The organism is Agromyces sp. NPDC029043, from assembly GCF_055564615.1.
Window position 1 is genome coordinate 146,048 of record NZ_JBVHVX010000004.1, and the last position, 16,093, is coordinate 162,140.

The window sequence follows — 16,093 nt, forward strand, 5'->3', positions numbered from 1 at the left end:
TCGCAGTTCATCGCCGCGTAGGCTGTCCGCGGGGGACATGTGGACTGGCGACCTGATGTGCTCGGCGAGGGGTTCGAGCGTCTGACGCTGCCGCTGGAGTCTGATGACGAGGGACAGGTCGAAGCGACGCTAGTGCGGCATCGGTCCGCGGCGGACCAGCCACCTGCGCCCCGCCGATGGCGGTGGCCGTGGGAACCCGAGCCTGAGCCGAGGCGCGAGCCCGCGGCATCCGGGTGTGATGTGCTCTACGTGCACGGGTGGAGCGACTACTTCTTCAACGCCGAGCTCGCTCGGTTCTGGACCGATGCGGGGGCCCGGTTCTTCGCGCTCGACCTGCGAAAGTACGGACGGAGCCTGCGTGAGTGGCAGACGCCGGGGTACGTGACTGATCTAGCGACCTACGACGAGGACATCGAGTCGGCGCTGGCCGTGATCGGACAGGCGGAAGACGAGGGCGAACCGGAGCGGGTTTCGAGAGGGCCCCGCGGCGGCCTCCCCAACCTCCACGACGGCGGTCCAGAGAGCCCGCCCGAGCGGCCCCTCATCCTGCTCGGGCACTCGACGGGCGGGCTGGTCCTCAGCCTGTGGGCGGCGCGCAACCCCGGGCGGGCGGCGGCGGTCGTCCTGAACAGCCCGTGGCTCGAGTTCCAGTTGCGGGGGATCGGGCGGCAGGCAGTGGCGCCGATGATCGAGTTCCGCGCGCGGCTCGACCCGATGGGGCCGTTGCCGAACGTCGACCTCGGGTTCTACACGCGGTCCATCGCGAAGGAGCTCGACGGGGAGTGGGAGTACGACCACCGGTGGCGGCCAGACCGGGGGTTCGCGACGCATCCGGCGTGGCTCACCGCCATCCTCGCCGGGCATGCGGCCATCGCGAATGGCATCGACGTGGGCGCGCCCGTGCTGACGCTGCTGTCGGCCAGGTCGACGCTGCTGCCGCGGTGGGATGACGCGATGCTCGAGACCGACATCGTGCTCGTCGTCGACGACATCGCCCAGCGCTCGCTCAACCTCGGACGCGAGGTCACCGTCGTGCGCATCGATGGCGCCCTGCACGACGTGTTCCTGTCGCGCGAGCCGGCGCGCGCAGCGGCGTACGCCGCGATCACGCGGTGGCTCGAGGGCTACGTGCCCCGCGTCAGCGGAAGTTGACGAACTGCAGGTCGACGTCGAGGTCGGCCGCCTTCAGCAGGCGGATGGTCTCCTGCAGGTCGTCGCGGCTCTTCGACGAGACGCGCAGCTCGTCGCCCTGGATCTGCGACTTCACCGTCTTCGGCGCCTCGTCACGGATGATCTTGCCGATCTTCTTCGCGTTCTCCTGCGAGATGCCGTTCTTCAGGGCGATCTCGATGCGGAACTCCTTGCCCGACGCATACGGCTCACCCGAGTCGAGCGACTTCAGCGAGATGCCGCGCTTGATGAACTTCGACTGCACCACGTCGAGGACGGCCTTGACGCGCTCCTCCGACGTGGCCTTCAGCAGGATCTTCTCGCCCGACCATTCGACCGACGCGCCGACGCCCTTGAAGTCGTAGCGCTGCTCGACCTCCTTGCGGGCCTGGTTGACCGCGTTCTCGGCCTCCATCTTGTCGACCTTGCTCACGATGTCGAACGTCGAATCTGCCATGCGGGTCAGTCTAGCGAGGGGCCCAACGGGGTGGCGCCGAAAGGACATGATGGAACAGACCCGCGAGGAGGCTCCGATGTCACGTGATCTCGACGCCGACGTGATCGTCGTCGGTGCGGGTCTCGCCGGGTTGCGCTGCGCTGCGCGGCTCGCCCAGGCAGGGCGCAGCGTGCTCGTCCTCGAGGCTGAGGAGGTCGTCGGCGGGCGGCAGCGCACCGACCGCGTCGACGGGTTCCTGCTCGACCGTGGGTTCCAGGTGCTCAATCCCGCCTACCCGGCGGTCGGGCGGTGGGTGGATGTCGCGGCGCTCCGTCTGCAGCGGTTCCCCGTGGGCGTGCGCGTGCGACGCGACCACGGCGTCGCCGAGCTCGTCGATCCACGCCGTCACCCCGGCCGCATCCCGTCGATGCTGGCGAGCGGACTGGTCGGACCGCGCGACCTCGTCGCGCTCACCAGGTGGGTGCTTCCGGTGCTGGCGAGACCGCGAGCGGTCATCGACGGCGCCGACCGTCCGCTGCGGGGCGGCTGGGACCGGGTCGGACTGCGCGGTCCGCTGCGCACCGAGGTGCTCGAGCCGTTCCTCGCCGGCGTGCTGGCCGACGGCGACGGCTCGACGTCCGACGCTTTCGCGAGGCTGCTGATGCGGATGTTCCTGCTCGGCTCGCCGGGCGTGCCCGAGGAGGGGATCGCGGCGCTCCCGGCGCAGCTGGCGAGTGCCGCGCGTGCGGCAGGCGCCGACCTCCGCCTCGGAGCGCGCGTGCGAGGCATCCGGTCGGGCGCGGGCGCGCGTGTGGAGGTCGACGTGCGCGGCGCCGACACCATGTCGGCGCGCGCCGTCGTGATCGCGGTGGGGCCCGACGCAGTCGCCGATCTGCTCGAGATCCCCGCACCGGCGACGAAGGGCCTGCAGACCTGGTGGTTCGCCACCGACACGGCGCCCGCGACATCTGCCCTGCTCGCCGTCGACGGCCGCCGGCGCGGGCCGATCGTCAACACGGTCGTCATGTCGCACACCGCGCCGACGTACGCGCCGCCCGGCCGCCACCTCATCGAGGCCACGTGCCTGCTGCCGTACCCCTCGGGGGGCGACGCGCCGCAGGAGCGCGACGTCCGCCGGCAGCTCGCCGACATCTGGGGCGCCGATGCCGCCCCGTGGGAGCTGCTGCGGCGCGACGACATCCCGCACGCGCTGCCCGCCCAGCCACCCGCGCTCCGGACGACCAGCCCGGCGCGCGTCGGCGAGGGCGTCTACGTCGCCGGGGACCACCGCGACACGGCGTCGATCCAAGGCGCGCTGGTATCTGGCGATCGCGTCGGAAGCGCCGTGCTGGCCGGCCTCGGCGGGAGCGGCCAGCCCCGCTGAGGGCGGGACTCGCGACACCGATCCGCGGCTACTCGACCGACGAGGATGCCTCGGCGCGACGGCCCGGTACCGAAGTACCGGGCCGCCGCGCGAAGGAAGAGGTTTCCGCCCGGGTCAGCGGAGCCAGAGCGTCGTCTCCGCCGGAACCACGGCCGGGTCGGCCTGCCGCCCGCTCGCGAGCACCACCTCCAGGTCGGCGAGGCCGTCGGGCAGGGTGACGGGGGCGGAGCCGAAGTTCGTCACCACGGTCCATCCGCCCGGCCGCTGGAACGCCAGCAGGTCGGGGTCGGCGACCTCGATCCACGCGAGCTTCTCCGCACCCTGCAGCTCGTGCCGCAGCGCGAGCGCGCGCCGGTACATCGACAGCGTCGAGTCGGGGTCGCCCGCCTGCACGTCGACCGCGTACTGCGCGAACCACGCCGGCTGCGGCAGGTGCGATGCCGCGGTCGGCCCGAACCCGAACGACGGCGCGCCGGCGACCCACGGCAGCGGCACGCGACATCCGTCTCGCCCGACCTCGACGCCCGCGTTGCGGAAGAACGTCGGGTCCTGCCGCTCCGAGTCGGGGATCTCGCCGACCTCGGCGAGCCCGAGCTCCTCGCCCTGGTAGAGGTACGCGCTGCCCGGCAGGCCGAGCAGGAACAGCGTGGCCGCCCGCGCCCGGCGCAGGCCGAGCTCCGCGTCGACCTCGGCGGGCGAGCCGCCGCGCAGCAGCCAGTCCTTGCCGACGTCGCCCTCGAAGCTCCCGTCCGACGGCAGCCCGTACCGGGTCGCGTGCCGCACCACGTCGTGGTTCGAGAACACCCACGTGTTCGACGAACCAGTCTCGGCCGAGAACGCCATGTTGCGGTCGACGATCTCGTGGAACTCCGCGGCCGAGAAGTTCGCCCGCAGCAGGTCGAAGTTGAACGCCTGCCCGAGGCTGGTCGGCGCCGCGTACCGGTGGCGGCGCGTCGGCTCGACCCAGGCCTCCGCGACCGCGATGCGGGGCGGGTCGTACTCGTCGAACACCGCACGCCACTCGGCGTAGATCTCGTCGAGCTCCTCGCGGTCCCACAGCGGGTGCGAGCCGTCGGTCGAGAGCTTCGTCGCCTCGAGCTCGGCGTGCGAGCGCAGCGGGTACGTCAGGTCCTTCGCGAGGCCGTGCGCGACATCCACTCGGAAGCCGTCGACGCCCCGGTCGGACCAGAACCGCAGCGTGCGCAGGAAGTCGTCGCGCACCTCGCGGTTCGCCCAGTTCAGGTCGGGCTGCTCGGGCGCGAAGAGGTGCAGGTAGAACTGACCGTCGCCGACGGGCTGCCACGCCGACCCGCCGAAGATCGACTGCCAGTCGCTCGGCGGCTCCGTGCCATCCGGCCCCTCGCCGTCACGGAAGATGTAGCGGTCGCGCGCCGCCGAACCGCGCGGCGACGCGAGCGCCTCGCGGAACCACTCGTGCCGGTTCGACGAGTGGTTCGGCACGATGTCGGCGATGAGGCGGATGCCGGCGGCGTGCAGCGCCGCGACCATCTCGTCGAACTCGGCGAGCGTGCCGATCTTCGGGTCGACGTCGCGGTAGTCGTCGACGTCGTACCCGCCGTCGGCCAGCGCCGACGGGTAGAAGGGCGAGAGCCACACCGCGTCGACGCCGAGCTCGACGAGGTACGGCACCCGCGAAGTGATCCCGCGAAGGTCGCCGATGCCGTCGCCGTTCGCGTCGGCGAAGCTGCGCGGATAGATCTGGTACACGGCGGCTTGACGCCACCAGTTCGGGTCGGCGGCGAGCACGGTTCCGGCGTCGAGGGTCGACAGGCGGGCAGCGGTCATGCGGTGATGGTTCCTCTCGAAGGATGGGGATGGTTCGTGCGAGCGGATGCCGCGAGGTGCGCGCCTTCGCGGCATCCGTGCACCTTACTTGATGGATCCTCGCGTCACGCCGGAGATGACCCAGCGCTGCGAGAAGATGTAGATGATCAGCAACGGAGCCATCGCCATGAGGTACGACGCGAAGGCGACCGTGTAGTCGACGTTGAACTGGCCCTGGAACACGTACTGCACGAGCGGCAGCGTGCGCGAGGCCGGGTCGGTCAGCACCACGAGGGGCATGATGAAGTCGTTCCACGCCCACACGCACGTGAGGATGCCCACCGTCGCGTTCATCGGCATGAGCAGCGGGAAGATGACCTGCCAGAAGACCCGCCACGTGCCGGCTCCGTCCACCCGGGCCGCTTCCTCGAGCTCGATCGGGATCGAGCGGATGTACGCGGTGTAGATGAAGATGTTCAGCGACAGGCCGTAGATCGTGTACAGGATGATCAGTCCGCCCGGATTGTCCATGCCGAGCAGCGCCGTCTGCTTCACGAGCGGCAGCATGATGATCGGGAACGGGATGAACAGCGCCGCCAGCAAGTAGAAGAACACGCCCTTGAAGAACGGGCGGTGCAGGTTGCGGGCGATGCCGTAGGCGACGACCGAGCTCGTCAGCAGGGTGAAGATCACCGAGCCGACCGTGATGAAGGCGGTGTTCGCGAGTGCCTGCGGGGAGTTGGTGCGCTCCCACGCCTCGGCGAAGTTGCCCAGGTTGATCGGGTTCGGCCACTCGAAGCCGGTGCCCCCGGCGAGCTGGTCGGGTGTCTTCAGGGCGACGACCAGGGCGAGGTAGAGCGGGATGAGCACCGTGAGCGAGCAGACCGCGATCAGCGCGGTCGCCCACCAGTTGATGCGGCGGGTGTCGTCGTCGGAGCCCCGGGCTCGACGGACCTGGCCCGTGCCCTCCTCGGGCAGGGCCTCGGCGGCCTGGGCCGCCGTGGTGGTTGTGGTGGTCATCAGAATTCGGCCTCTCTGCGCTGAAGGACCCGGAACTGGAAGAGGGACACGACCGTGATCACGATGAAGAAGATCACCGCGTTGGCCGTCTGGTAGGCGAACTCGCCGCCCGAGAAGCCGCCCTTGAAGATGAGCAGGGTGACCGATTCGGTCGAGGTGCCTGGTCCGCCGTTCGTCAGGGCGACGACGGGGTCGAACACCTGCAGGAAGCTCTTCATGCTGAGCACCACGTTGATGGTGAAGAAGGCGCCGATGAGCGGGAAGGTGATCGAGCGGAACTGCCGCCATGCGCCCGCGCCGTCAATGGACGCCGCCTCGTAGAGCTCCTGCGGGATGGTCTGCAGTCCCGACAGGTAGATGATGATCGCGAACGCGCACGCCTGCCACACCGCCAGCACGACGATCGTCGTCCACGCCCACTCGGGGCTGGTGAGGATGTTGTCGCGGAACACCGGGATGCCCGAGAGGATCTTCGGCAGCGAGTTCGAGAAGAGGAACTGGAACACGTAGCCGATGACGAGGATCGCGAGCACGTACGGGACGAAGTAGACGCCCCGGAAGAAGTTCCGGCCGACGATCTTCGCGTTCAGGCCGAGCGCGATCGCGAGCGAGATGACGTTCGTCAGGATCGTCGCGACGATCGCGAACAGGAACGTGAATCCGTAGGCCTGAAGCACGCGCTCGTCGCCGAACAGGTTGGCGTAGTTCGACAGGCCTACGAAGTTCCATGCGCCGTACCCGGCGTAGTTCGTGAGGCTGAAGAAGATGCCGACGAGCACGGGCAGGGTGTGGAAGGCGGCGAACGCGATCACGGCCGGCCAGACCATCCAGTAGTAGGCGGGCAGCGCCCGCTTCGAGGCGGTGCGGGTCCGCGGCGCCCGTTCGGCACCGCGTCCGCCCGTCGACGACCGTGTCGCCTGGGTCAGGGTGCTCATGTCAGTCCTCCGTCACGGGGATCGTGCGAGCGGCGACCTTCGCCCACTCGCGGTCGAGGGTGGCGAGCGCCTCCTCCGGCTCGCCGGTGAACAGGGCCTGCTGCACCGTCGCGTCCAGCGGGATGCCCGGCGGCACCTGGTGGTCGATGAAGCCCGTGATCCGGCCCTCCACGAACCACGGCGCGACCGACTGGATCACAGGTTCGTCGCTGAGCTCGGCGCCCTCGACCGAGGGGATCATGTTCTGCGACGCCGCGAACTCGGTGATCACGTCCTTTTGGAAGAGGTACTCGATGAAGCGCATCGCCTCTTCGCTCTTCGGCGCGTCCTTGCCCATCGTGACGACGACGTCGACGCCGGAGACGAGCAGGCGGTCGTCGGGCTCGTCGGTCGGGTACGGGAAGATCCCGAGGTTGATGTCCTCGTTCACGCCCGTGATCGGGTTCACCGCCCAGATGCCCTGCATGTACATGGCGGCGTCGCCGTTCGCGAATGCGGCGTTGCCGTCGTCGTACGTGCGGCCGCGATAGCCCTCCTGCGCGTAGGAGTACAGCTGGGCCTGCCGGTCGAGCACCTCGGCGTAGTCCTTCTCGAACGACACCGACGAGTCGGGGCCGACGTTCTCGCCCTCCTCGCGCATCTGTTCGAAGAAGCCGTCCTGCGCCGGATAGGCGCCCAGCCCGTTGAACGACGGCAGGGTGGTCCACGCGTCGCCGAGCGTGCCGTAGATCGGCGTGATCCCGGCGGCCTGCAGCTGCTCGCACACCTCGATCAGCTCGTCGAAGGTCTCGGGGACCTCGAGCCCCTGCTCCTCGAAGATGTCGACGTTGTAGATGATGCCGTCGGCGTTGTTGACGTAGCCGAGCCCGTTCACCTCGTCGCGGTAGGTGCCGAGGTCGGCGAGGATCTCCTGCACCGCCGGGTTGATCGTCTCGAGCACGGGGTCGCCTGAGAAGTCGTGGAAGACGCCGGCCTGCGCGAGTCGGCCGTAGTTGCCGTTGGCGTTCAGGGTGATGACATCCGGGACGGCGTCCTTCACGAGCAGCGTGCGAATCAGGGTGTCGGCGTCCGCCACCTGGTTCTGCACCACGTCGATGTCGGGGTTCCCCGCCTCGAAGTCGGCGATGATCTGCTCGAAGTCCTCGAGCGCCTCGCCCTTGAACTGGAAGAAGTCGAGCTTCACGCGGCCGTCGTCGCCGCCGCTGCCGGCGCATCCGGCGAGCCCGAGGCTCGCGGCGGTGGCCACGGCGACGGATGCAACGGCGAGCGCTCGCCGTCGCCTGGTGCGACGCCTCCGGTGGGGGTGCGAGCGTATGGGATGGTCCGTCATGATGCGCCTCCTTGCGCGTCGGATGGTGCGGTGATCGGTCGTGGGATCAGGCGGGAGTGAGTTCGAGCAGCACGAGCTGCCCGGGGAAGAGCACGGGGGCCTGGACGCCCACCGTGCCGAGCTGGCGGCCCGACAGCGTGATCGGCTGCTCGGCCCAGGGCAGCGCCGACTGGCCGGGGCCGTCGGCGATGCTGCCCGCGACGACGCGCACCGAGTACCGGCGGTCGGGTGCGAGGCCCGGCAGCGTGAAGCGGCCAGGCGGGTACGTCACGCTGGTCGTCACCTGCGTGAAGGTGAAGAGCGCGGATGCCGCGTCGGGCGCGACCACGCCGCGGACATCGGTCGTGGCATCCGGGGTGTCGCCATGGACGAGCGCGCCCGAGTGGATCAGGTCGCGATAGTGCTTGTGGCGGTCCACCCAGGCGCGGACGCGATCGAGCCCGGCGTCGTCGAGGCGGGTGAGGTTCCACTCGATGCCGAAGTGCCCGAACAGGGCGACCCCGGCACTGAGGTCGAGGGTGACCCGCCGATGCGTGGAGTGCACCTTCGGGCTGGTCAGGTGCGCACCCATGATCTCGGTCGGCACGAGCAGCCCGGTGTACTTCTGGATCTGCAGGCGCTCGATCGGGTCGAGGGTGTCGCTCGTCCAGACGCGATCGGTGTGCTCGAGGATCCCGAGGTCGACGCGGGCGCCGCCCGAGGCGCACGACTCGATCTCGAGGCCGGGGTGGCGGCGCTTGAGTTCGGCGAGCAGGCGGTAGAGCGCGGCGACGTTCTCGTGCACGCGCGCCCGGCCGGTGTCGGCGGCGCCGGCCTCGAGCAGGTCGCGGTTGTGGTCCCACTTGAGGTAGGCGATGTCGTACTCGGCGAGCAGCGCGTCGAGTCGGTCGAGCAGGTACTGCCATGCCTCGGGGTGCGCGAGGTCGAGCACGTACTGCTGCCGTGCGGGCACGGGCAGCTCGTCGCGGCCGCGGAGGATCCAGTCGGGGTGCTCGCGCGCCAGGTCGCTGTCGAGGTTGACCATCTCGGGCTCGACCCACAGGCCGAACTCCATGCCGAGACCGCGGACGCGCTCGATGAGCGGACCGAGCCCGTCGGGCCAGACGTCGGCGTCGACGTACCAGTCGCCGAGACCGGCGGTGTCGTCGCGGCGGCCGCGGAACCATCCGTCGTCGAGCACGAAGCGTTCGACGCCGACGCGCGCCGCCCGCTCGGCGAGTTCGGTGAGCGTGCCGAGGTCGTGGTTGAAGTACACGGCCTCCCACGTGTTGAGCGTGACGGGCCGAGGGCGACGCGGATGCTGCGGCCGGGCGCGGAGCTCGTCGTGGAACCGCTTCGACAGCTCGTTGAGTCCGTCGCCCCAGGAGCCGATCGCCCAGGGCGTAGTGTACGTTTCGCCCTCGGCGAGCTCGATCTCGCCGGGTGCGAGCAGTTCGCCCGCGCTGAGGAACGCCTCGCCGGTCGGCGTGCGCTCGGCGAGCAGGCGGTGGTTGCCGCTCCAGGCGGTGTGCACCGCGTACACGAGTCCGCGTTCGAAGCCGAAGCCCGTGCGGCCCGCGGCGAGCAGCAGGCTGGCGTCGGCGCCGGGGCGGCCGCGGCGGCTCTCGCGCACGTGCGAGCCGATCGTGAAGGCGTGGCGCTGGGGGCTGCGCTCGCGGAGGTGCCGCCCGGTCGTGTCGAGCAGTTCGTCGAGGTCGCGGGGGAGGGGGAAGGTGGGGGCGAGAGCGGTGAGCGCGTACGGCTCGGCCGCGCGGTTCTCGATGGTGATCCGCTGGCGGAGGAGGCCGGCATCGGTCAGGCGCAGCTCGATGGTCGCGGCGAGGCCGGCCGCGGCATCCGTCGCCTGGATCGTCGCGGAGGCGCCGTCGACTTCGAACGCGTCGGCGACGAGCTTGGTGGAGAAGTGGCGGCCGCCGCGATGGCCTTCGAGACCGGGGGTGCCGAGCCATCCCGAGGACTCCTGGGGAATCAGGGTGAGTGGCGCGGGAACGTCGAGGCCGCCCGAGACGCGCTGGGGGACTGCCGCGAGGCCGAGCGCGGCCAGCTCGTCTGGAGTGAGGTCGCCCAGGTCGGGGCCCCACGCGACGATCACCGGCAGGGGTGCGTGCCGGGCGTCGAGGACGACGCTGGTGCCGCCATTGCGCAGGTGGACGAGCTCGGTGCCGCGGTGCATGTGTTATTTCTACGACGGAAAGAACCACGTTGTCAATCCCCTTGATCCGGGATGAACCACCCGATTGCGTGGTGATATTCATGCCATGATGAAACGAATCGTTTCTGGAGGCATCGATGGCTCAGGTCGAATTGGGGGACTCGGCACGCGAACTCGCGCGGGAGGTCCTGATCCACGGGCCCATCTCGCGGGCCGAGCTCGGCCGCCGCCTCGGGCTCTCCCCGGCGAGTCTCACCCGCCTGTCGAAGCCGTTCCTCGACCGCGGGCTCTTCGTCGAAGCACCCGAGCTCGTGCAGGGCGCGACCGGGCGCCCCGCCCGCCCGCTCGACGTCGCCGTCGACGCCCGGCGCTTCGTCGGCATCAAGCTGAGCGGCGAGGCGGCGCATGGCGTGCTCACCGACCTGCGCGCGAGTGCGCTCGCGCTCCATTCACGCGCCCTGCCGGCGCGCGACCCCGGTCTCGTCGTCGAGACCCTCGCCGAGGTCGTCGCGGCACTCCGCACCGACGGGGTGCGACTCGCCGGGATCGGCGTGAGCGTCGGCGGCAACGTCGCCGACCAGCGCGTCGTGACCCGGGCGCCCTTCCTCGGATGGCGCGACGTCGCGCTCGCCGACCTGCTCGAGGCCCGCCTCGGCGTTCCCGTCGACGTCGAGAACGACGTCACGGCACTCACCACCGCCGAGCAGTGGTTCGGCCCGGCGCGCGGCGAGCACGCGTTCGCCGTCGTCACCGTCGGCGCCGGCGTCGGCTACGGCCTCGTCATGCACGACCGGGTCGTCACCACGCGCGACACCGGCCTCGGCCTCGGCGGCCACCTGCCGCTCGACCCCAGCGGGCCGCTCTGCATGGACGGGCACCGGGGCTGCGCCACCGCGATGCTGTCGATCCCGAGCATCTGCGCGCAGGTCGGCATCGCGCTCGGTCGCGAGATCGGCTACGACGAGGTCCTCGAGCTGGCCGCCTCGCACCATCCGCTCGCCTCATCGGTGACGGATGCCGCGGGGCGCGCGCTCGGCCGCATGATGGCGTACATCGCCAACCTCACGATGGTCGACACGATCGTGCTCTCGGGCGAGGGCGTCGGCCTGTGGGATGTCGCGGCCGACGCGGCGCGCTCGGCGCTCGCCGGCGACCGCGATCCCGAGGCGTCGGAGGTCGTCGTGCACGTCGACCGGACCGGCTTCGACTCGTGGGCCCGCGGCGCCGCGGCGGTCGCGATCCAGGGCGGCCTCGCGCGCCTACGCCTGGGGTCGCTGGTCGAGTAGCCGCGCGCCTCGCCACCCCTCGCCTCGCCACCCCTCGTCATTCCTGCGAGTCCCGCGTTTCTGCGGTGCACCCGCAGAAACCCGGGATTCGAGGATGGGGACGGGCACGCTGGTCGCTCGCTTCGCGCTTGCGCCTCGCCACCCTCGCGAGTTCCGCGTTTGTGCGGGTGCACCCGCCGAATCCCGGGATTCGACGATGGGGACGGGCAGGGTGGTCGCTCGACTCGCGCTCGGGCCTCTCGCCACCTTCGCGAGTTCCGCGTTTCTGTGGGTGCACCCGCAGAAACACGGGATTCGCGGATGGTGTGGCCCCGCCCGGGCGGGCGGGGCGATGGGGCGCGTCAGGACTCGGGCGGGCGGGCCGTCGAGGAGCGCACGCGCAGCTCGAAGGGCAACGGCGTGGCCGCGGGAGGCGCGGCATCCGGACCCGGCTCGAGCTGCTCCATCAGGATCTCGACCGCCTTCTCGCCCTGACCGCGCGGGAACTGCGCGACCGTCGAGAGGCCGAAGAAGTCGGAGAGGTCGTAGTCGTCGATGCCGACGATCGACACGTCGCGCGGCACGACCATGCCGAGATCGCGTGCGGCGAGGATGCAGCCGATCGCCATCTCGTCGGACGCCGCGAAGATCGCCGTCGGCCGGTCGTGCGGCCGCCCGAGCAGCTGCTTCGCCGCGTGGTACCCGCCCGCGATCGTGAAGTCGGCCGGCGCGAACAGCGACGGATCGGGCTCGACGCCGACCTCGCGCAACGCGGCCTCGTAACCGAGGCGCCGGTTCGTGGGCAGGTGGAAGTCGAGGTCGAACGCGAGGTCGCCGCCGATGTGCCCGATGCGGCGGTGGCCGAGCCCGACGAGGTGCTCGGTCGCGAGGCGCGCCACCGCGACGTCGTCGATCGTGAGCGTGCGAACGCCGGGGATCGGGCCGCCGACGCCGACGAGCGGCTTGCCGAGGTCGTGCAACCGCTCGACCTCGTGCTCGGTGAGCTCGAGCGACACCGCGATCACGGCGTCGACCCGCTGCCGCAGCAGGAAGTGCTCGAACACGCTCGAACGCTCGCGCCCGTCGCCCGAGAGGTTGTACAGCGTGAGGTCGTACCCGTGCCGGAGCAGCGCCTGCTGCGCCCCCTCGAGCACCGACGAGAAGAACCAGCGGTTCAGGAACGGGATGACGACGCCGATGTTGCGCGTGCGGCCCGACGCGAGGCTCGAGGCGTTGGAGGAGACGACGTACCCGAGCTGCGCCGCGGCATCCTCGACCTTCGCCTTCGACGCCGGCGAGACGTGACCACGCCCGCTCAGCGCGCGCGACACCGTCGCGGTGGAGACCCCCGCGAGCTTGGCCACCTCATCGATGCCGACCATGTTCCCTCGCACCTCGCAGGCGGCTCGGGATCGGCCGCGCGACGTTCGATCCTATCGCCGTGCGGAGTGGCGCATTGCCGTGTCCCACGTTGTGGGGTAGGAAAGCAGAGTTCCAGGGTGGGCCTTTCGGGGGGCCTGGCTTGCCCGCGAAACGTGTGACGAAGGGAATCGACGCGTGAAGTGGGTCAAGCGGATCGCCGTGGGACTCGTGGTGGTGTTCGCCCTGTTCTACATGGTCACCCGCCCCGAGGATGCCGCCGGCGCGGTGCAGGGTGCGTTCGCCGCCGTCTGGGGCGGCGTCGAAGCGGTCGGCCGGTTCTTCACCTCGCTGGCCTCGGCCTGAGCCGGGCGAGCGGAGCGGAAGCGGACGGATCGGGCGGAGCGGCGTCGGGGACGGGATCGACCGGGTGACGGGAGGCGGAACGTGAGCGCGAACGCGAGGAGCCTCTTCGACCCGCGGGTCGAGCGCTTCCTGATCGCCGACGAGGGCGAGGTGATCGTCGACGAGGTCGCCAAGCACTGGGCCGCGATCGTGAAGCCCGTGCTCGAGCTCGTCGCGGCGGTGCCGCTGCTCGTGCTGGCGTTCGTGGTGCCGCCGCAGGTCTGGTGGCTGCCCGCGCTGGCCGCCGTGGTGCTCGCGGTGCACGGGTTCTGGCGCATCCTGCAGGCGCAGATGGACCGGTTCGTGATCACCAACATGCGCGTGTTCCGGGTGCACGGCATCCTGACGCAGAACATCGCCACCATGCCGCTCGCGCGAATCCTCGACATCTCGGTGCACCGGCCCATCGTCGGCCGTATCTTCGGCTTCGGCCACTTCATCTTCGAGTCGGCGGCGCAGACGCAGGGCCTCAAGGAGATCCGCTACGTGGGCGATCCCAACGAGCGCGACCTCACCATCCAGCGCGTGATCGCGCGCGCCGGCCTGCGCGGGCCCGTGCGGCCGAACGGCAGCCCGGCGAACACGGGAACGCAGCCGCTGACGATCGCGCCGCCTCCTCCGCCCCCACGCGGGGCGTTCGCCGAGGACGACGACGGCACGGGCGAGACCGTTCCCGAGCGCCGCGGCCCCAACGACACCCAGCCGATCTACCGCGGCTGACCGGCTCCGAGCCATCCGGCCGCCTCGATTTCTCGCCACGCGCCCGCATGGGTATCCTTGTGTGGCCCCCGGTCGCGTGAGGAACGTGGTCGGGTGTACGGCGAGTTACCCAAGCGGCCAAAGGGATCTGACTGTAAATCAGCTGTCATCGACTTCGGGGGTTCGAATCCCTCACTCGCCACGTTGTGATGTCTCAGGACATCGTGAACGGCTGAACCCGCGGATGACGCGGGTTCAGCCGTATTTCGTTGCGGGTTGGTAGGTCCGTTCGGGGTCGATTCGGTGTTCGCTGAGGATGGTGCCGTCGGGGTCGATGACGGTCGCTCGGGTGTTGTGGATGAGCACGATGACGTCGGTGCCGGCGTGGGGTCGGCCGATGCCCAGGTGCAGCATCCGGTTCGCGTAGCGCAGTGAGACCTTCCCGCCGGGGTCGACGCGGTCGTAGCGGACCCGCCACAGGTTCGGGTCCTCCGGTGCGGTCGGGGTGGCTTTCGGGATCAGCTCGTACGCGAACGCCGGGGTGCGCCGGTTGATCGACCGGTGCGGGCGCTGCTGGTTGTAGTAGTCGCGGAAGCCGTCGAGCACGTCCTGCAGCTCCTCGATCGTCGCGGCGGGGGCGCGGCTGGTACGCGGCCTCGCCGTCCTCGAGCCACCGATGATGCAGTTTGTGCACGAGCGTTTTGGACACCCCGTACCGGGCGGCGACCTGCCCGTAGGAGAGCCCTTGCACGGTCACGGCTTTGATCAGCAGCTCGTACTTGCCCACCGTTCACGATGTCTTGAGACATCCCGCCGCCGACCACCCAGCCGTTCACGATGTCTTGAGACACCCGTTCACGATGTCCTGAAACCAGACACCTCACTCGCCACGTTGTGAAGCCCCGGTTCCCGCCGGGGCTTCCGTCGGTCTCGGGGCGACTGTGCCTGCGGCGTGAAGCGGATGGCGCGACTCGCGCCCGCCCGCGCGAACGGCGTCACGCACTGCGCCCGCCGGTTCCGCGCGGCTAGCGTGGGAGCATGACCGATCTCGCCGGCCCCGCGGCATCCGCCGACCTGCTCGCCATCGCCCGCCGCATCGGCACGACCGTCGCGGAGACCGCGCTCGAGGAGCGCCGCCGCGGCATCTCGATCGAGGCGACCAAGTCGTCGCCCGTCGACGTCGTCACGGCGGTCGATCGCGACACCGAGGCGCGCATCCGCTCCCTGATCCTCGACGCGCGGCCCGACGACGGCATCTTCGGCGAGGAGGACGAGACGCACGTCGGCACGTCGGGGCTGAACTGGGTCGTCGACCCGATCGACGGCACGGTCAACCTGCTGTACGACATCCCCGCCTGGGCGGTGAGCATCGCGGTCGTCGACGGGCCGCCCGACCCGCTGCACTGGCACGCGCTCGCGGGCGTCGTCGTGAACCCCGTCACCGGCGAGGTGTTCGAGGCGTCGCGGGGCGGCGGCGCTCGCCTCGGCGACCGGGAGCTGCGCGTGAACGACGACGTCGAGCTCTCGAAGGCGCTCGTCGGCACCGGGTTCGGGTACGCCTCGGAGCGACGCCGCACGCAGGCCGAGGTGCTGCTGAAGGTGCTGCCGCGGGTCCGCGACATCCGCCGCATCGGATCGGCCGCGCTCGACCTCAGCGCCATCGCGGCCGGCCGGCTCGACGCCTTCTACGAGCGCGGGCTCAACCCGTGGGATCACGCGGCGGGCGCCCTGATCGTGCGCGAGGCGGGCGGCCGGGTCGGCGGCATCGACGGCGGGCCCGAGAGCGGCGAGCTGCTGGTGGCGGCGGCGCCGTCGGTGTACGACGAGCTCACCGCACTGCTGCTGGAGTCGGGGGCGGCGGCCGGCTGAGCCGTCGGCCCTGCTCCACAGGCCGACACACCACGTGGCGAAGACGCCATCGACCGGTTACGCTTTATCGATCCGTTACCTCGGCCACGAGCTGAGCGAGCAGCCCCCAGTCCCGCCCAACCCGAGCGAAAGCCCCCACGTGCCCGAGTTCCCCCTCGTGCCCGACCATTCAGCGCCAGGCACCCATGATCGCGTGCGATCAGAGCGTCCGCTGACTCGCCGCGAGTTGCGGGAGCGCGCCGCCACCACCCAGCCGGCCGAGCCGGCCGACCGTCGGGTCGGCC

At 70.6% G+C, this 16,093-nt stretch carries 14 protein-coding genes, 1 tRNA gene and 1 pseudogene; 7 read left to right on the forward strand and 9 right to left on the reverse strand.

All coding sequences use genetic code 11. From position 1 onward, the window contains the following. The first annotated feature begins 39 nt into the window (after positions 1 to 39). Complete coding sequence (locus ACZ4TW_RS07495) at positions 40 to 1,152, forward strand: alpha/beta hydrolase (protein ID WP_465541658.1); 1,113 nt, start codon at positions 40 to 42, stop codon at positions 1,150 to 1,152. On the opposite strand, the gene ACZ4TW_RS07500 is transcribed toward ACZ4TW_RS07495, so the two are convergent. Further along, complete coding sequence (locus tag ACZ4TW_RS07500) at positions 1,139 to 1,627, reverse strand: YajQ family cyclic di-GMP-binding protein (protein WP_067950348.1); 489 nt, start codon at positions 1,625 to 1,627, stop codon at positions 1,139 to 1,141. The two genes, ACZ4TW_RS07495 and ACZ4TW_RS07500, sit on opposite strands and share 14 nt — an antisense overlap. Positions 1,628 to 1,703: 76 nt before the next feature. Here ACZ4TW_RS07500 and ACZ4TW_RS07505 point away from each other — a divergent pair, with 76 nt between their 5' ends. Continuing rightward, a complete protein-coding gene (locus tag ACZ4TW_RS07505) occupies positions 1,704 to 2,990 on the forward strand; it encodes an NAD(P)/FAD-dependent oxidoreductase (RefSeq protein ID WP_465541661.1) in 1,287 nt (428 codons plus the stop codon). Between the two features lie 114 nt (positions 2,991 to 3,104). Here ACZ4TW_RS07505 and ACZ4TW_RS07510 read toward each other — a convergent pair whose 3' ends face one another. The 5 genes from ACZ4TW_RS07510 to ACZ4TW_RS07530 all read right to left on the reverse strand — a co-directional run bounded on the left by ACZ4TW_RS07510 (position 3,105) and on the right by ACZ4TW_RS07530 (position 10,233). Continuing rightward, positions 3,105 to 4,796 carry a glycoside hydrolase family 13 protein gene (locus tag ACZ4TW_RS07510; protein ID WP_465541662.1) on the reverse strand — a complete coding sequence of 564 codons (1,692 nt, stop codon included), beginning with the start codon at positions 4,794 to 4,796 and terminating at the stop codon, positions 3,105 to 3,107. Positions 4,797 to 4,880: 84 nt separating this feature from the next. Next, complete coding sequence (locus ACZ4TW_RS07515; protein ID WP_465541664.1) at positions 4,881 to 5,795, reverse strand: carbohydrate ABC transporter permease; 915 nt, start codon at positions 5,793 to 5,795, stop codon at positions 4,881 to 4,883. Then, positions 5,795 to 6,730: a carbohydrate ABC transporter permease gene (locus ACZ4TW_RS07520; protein WP_465541666.1), complete on the reverse strand. Its 936-nt coding sequence runs from the start codon at positions 6,728 to 6,730 to the stop codon at positions 5,795 to 5,797. Before ACZ4TW_RS07520 ends, ACZ4TW_RS07515 begins: the two co-directional genes overlap by 1 nt. A gap of 1 nt (position 6,731) precedes the next feature. After that, positions 6,732 to 8,060, reverse strand: coding sequence for an ABC transporter substrate-binding protein (locus ACZ4TW_RS07525; protein WP_465541668.1), 1,329 nt, complete (start codon positions 8,058 to 8,060; stop codon positions 6,732 to 6,734). Positions 8,061 to 8,106: 46 nt separating this feature from the next. Continuing rightward, on the reverse strand, positions 8,107 to 10,233 hold the full coding sequence (locus ACZ4TW_RS07530) for an alpha-galactosidase (protein WP_465541670.1): 2,127 nt from the start codon (positions 10,231 to 10,233) through the stop codon (positions 8,107 to 8,109). Between the two features lie 116 nt (positions 10,234 to 10,349). On the opposite strand from ACZ4TW_RS07530, the gene ACZ4TW_RS07535 reads away from it, so the two are divergent. After that, on the forward strand, positions 10,350 to 11,498 hold the full coding sequence (locus ACZ4TW_RS07535) for an ROK family protein (RefSeq protein WP_465541672.1): 1,149 nt from the start codon (positions 10,350 to 10,352) through the stop codon (positions 11,496 to 11,498). 341 nt (positions 11,499 to 11,839) lie between these two features. On the opposite strand, the gene ACZ4TW_RS07540 is transcribed toward ACZ4TW_RS07535, so the two are convergent. Continuing rightward, positions 11,840 to 12,859 carry a LacI family DNA-binding transcriptional regulator gene (locus ACZ4TW_RS07540; RefSeq protein ID WP_465541673.1) on the reverse strand — a complete coding sequence of 340 codons (1,020 nt, stop codon included), beginning with the start codon at positions 12,857 to 12,859 and terminating at the stop codon, positions 11,840 to 11,842. Between the two features lie 175 nt (positions 12,860 to 13,034). Here ACZ4TW_RS07540 and ACZ4TW_RS07545 point away from each other — a divergent pair, with 175 nt between their 5' ends. From ACZ4TW_RS07545 to ACZ4TW_RS07555, 3 genes are all read left to right on the forward strand, one after another. Continuing rightward, complete coding sequence (locus ACZ4TW_RS07545) at positions 13,035 to 13,202, forward strand: hypothetical protein (RefSeq protein WP_465541675.1); 168 nt, start codon at positions 13,035 to 13,037, stop codon at positions 13,200 to 13,202. An 81-nt stretch (positions 13,203 to 13,283) separates the two neighbouring features. Further along, the gene (locus ACZ4TW_RS07550) at positions 13,284 to 13,961 is read left to right on the forward strand and encodes a PH domain-containing protein (protein ID WP_465541676.1); all 678 of its coding nucleotides are present in this window, start codon (positions 13,284 to 13,286) and stop codon (positions 13,959 to 13,961) included. Between the two features lie 99 nt (positions 13,962 to 14,060). Beyond that, positions 14,061 to 14,142: transfer RNA gene (locus ACZ4TW_RS07555), tRNA-Tyr, on the forward strand. Between the two features lie 53 nt (positions 14,143 to 14,195). On the opposite strand, the gene ACZ4TW_RS07560 is transcribed toward ACZ4TW_RS07555, so the two are convergent. Both ACZ4TW_RS07560 and ACZ4TW_RS07565 read right to left on the reverse strand, forming a co-directional pair. Next, positions 14,196 to 14,621: an integrase core domain-containing protein gene (locus ACZ4TW_RS07560; RefSeq protein WP_465541866.1), complete on the reverse strand. Its 426-nt coding sequence runs from the start codon at positions 14,619 to 14,621 to the stop codon at positions 14,196 to 14,198. Further along, positions 14,605 to 14,727: pseudogene (locus ACZ4TW_RS07565) on the reverse strand (hypothetical protein); the annotation flags it as partial. The gene ACZ4TW_RS07560 and the pseudogene ACZ4TW_RS07565, both read right to left, overlap by 17 nt. A 251-nt stretch (positions 14,728 to 14,978) precedes the next feature. On the opposite strand from ACZ4TW_RS07565, the gene ACZ4TW_RS07570 reads away from it, so the two are divergent. After that, positions 14,979 to 15,809, forward strand: coding sequence for an inositol monophosphatase family protein (locus ACZ4TW_RS07570; protein WP_465541678.1), 831 nt, complete (start codon positions 14,979 to 14,981; stop codon positions 15,807 to 15,809). Positions 15,810 to 16,093 lie beyond the last annotated feature (284 nt).

Excerpts from the sequence above, each read along its gene's own strand:
- ACZ4TW_RS07500 (WP_067950348.1), bottom strand. The coding sequence starts at position 1,627 with ATGGCAGATTCGACGTTCGACATCGTGAGCAAGGTCGACAAGATGGAG.
- ACZ4TW_RS07505 (WP_465541661.1), top strand. The coding sequence starts at position 1,704 with ATGTCACGTGATCTCGACGCCGACGTGATCGTCGTCGGTGCGGGTCTC.
- ACZ4TW_RS07510 (WP_465541662.1), bottom strand. The coding sequence starts at position 4,796 with ATGACCGCTGCCCGCCTGTCGACCCTCGACGCCGGAACCGTGCTCGCC.
- ACZ4TW_RS07515 (WP_465541664.1), bottom strand. The coding sequence starts at position 5,795 with ATGACCACCACAACCACCACGGCGGCCCAGGCCGCCGAGGCCCTGCCC.
- ACZ4TW_RS07520 (WP_465541666.1), bottom strand. The coding sequence starts at position 6,730 with ATGAGCACCCTGACCCAGGCGACACGGTCGTCGACGGGCGGACGCGGT.
- ACZ4TW_RS07525 (WP_465541668.1), bottom strand. The coding sequence starts at position 8,060 with ATGACGGACCATCCCATACGCTCGCACCCCCACCGGAGGCGTCGCACC.
- ACZ4TW_RS07530 (WP_465541670.1), bottom strand. The coding sequence starts at position 10,233 with ATGCACCGCGGCACCGAGCTCGTCCACCTGCGCAATGGCGGCACCAGC.
- ACZ4TW_RS07535 (WP_465541672.1), top strand. The coding sequence starts at position 10,350 with ATGGCTCAGGTCGAATTGGGGGACTCGGCACGCGAACTCGCGCGGGAG.
- ACZ4TW_RS07540 (WP_465541673.1), bottom strand. The coding sequence starts at position 12,859 with ATGGTCGGCATCGATGAGGTGGCCAAGCTCGCGGGGGTCTCCACCGCG.
- ACZ4TW_RS07570 (WP_465541678.1), top strand. The coding sequence starts at position 14,979 with ATGACCGATCTCGCCGGCCCCGCGGCATCCGCCGACCTGCTCGCCATC.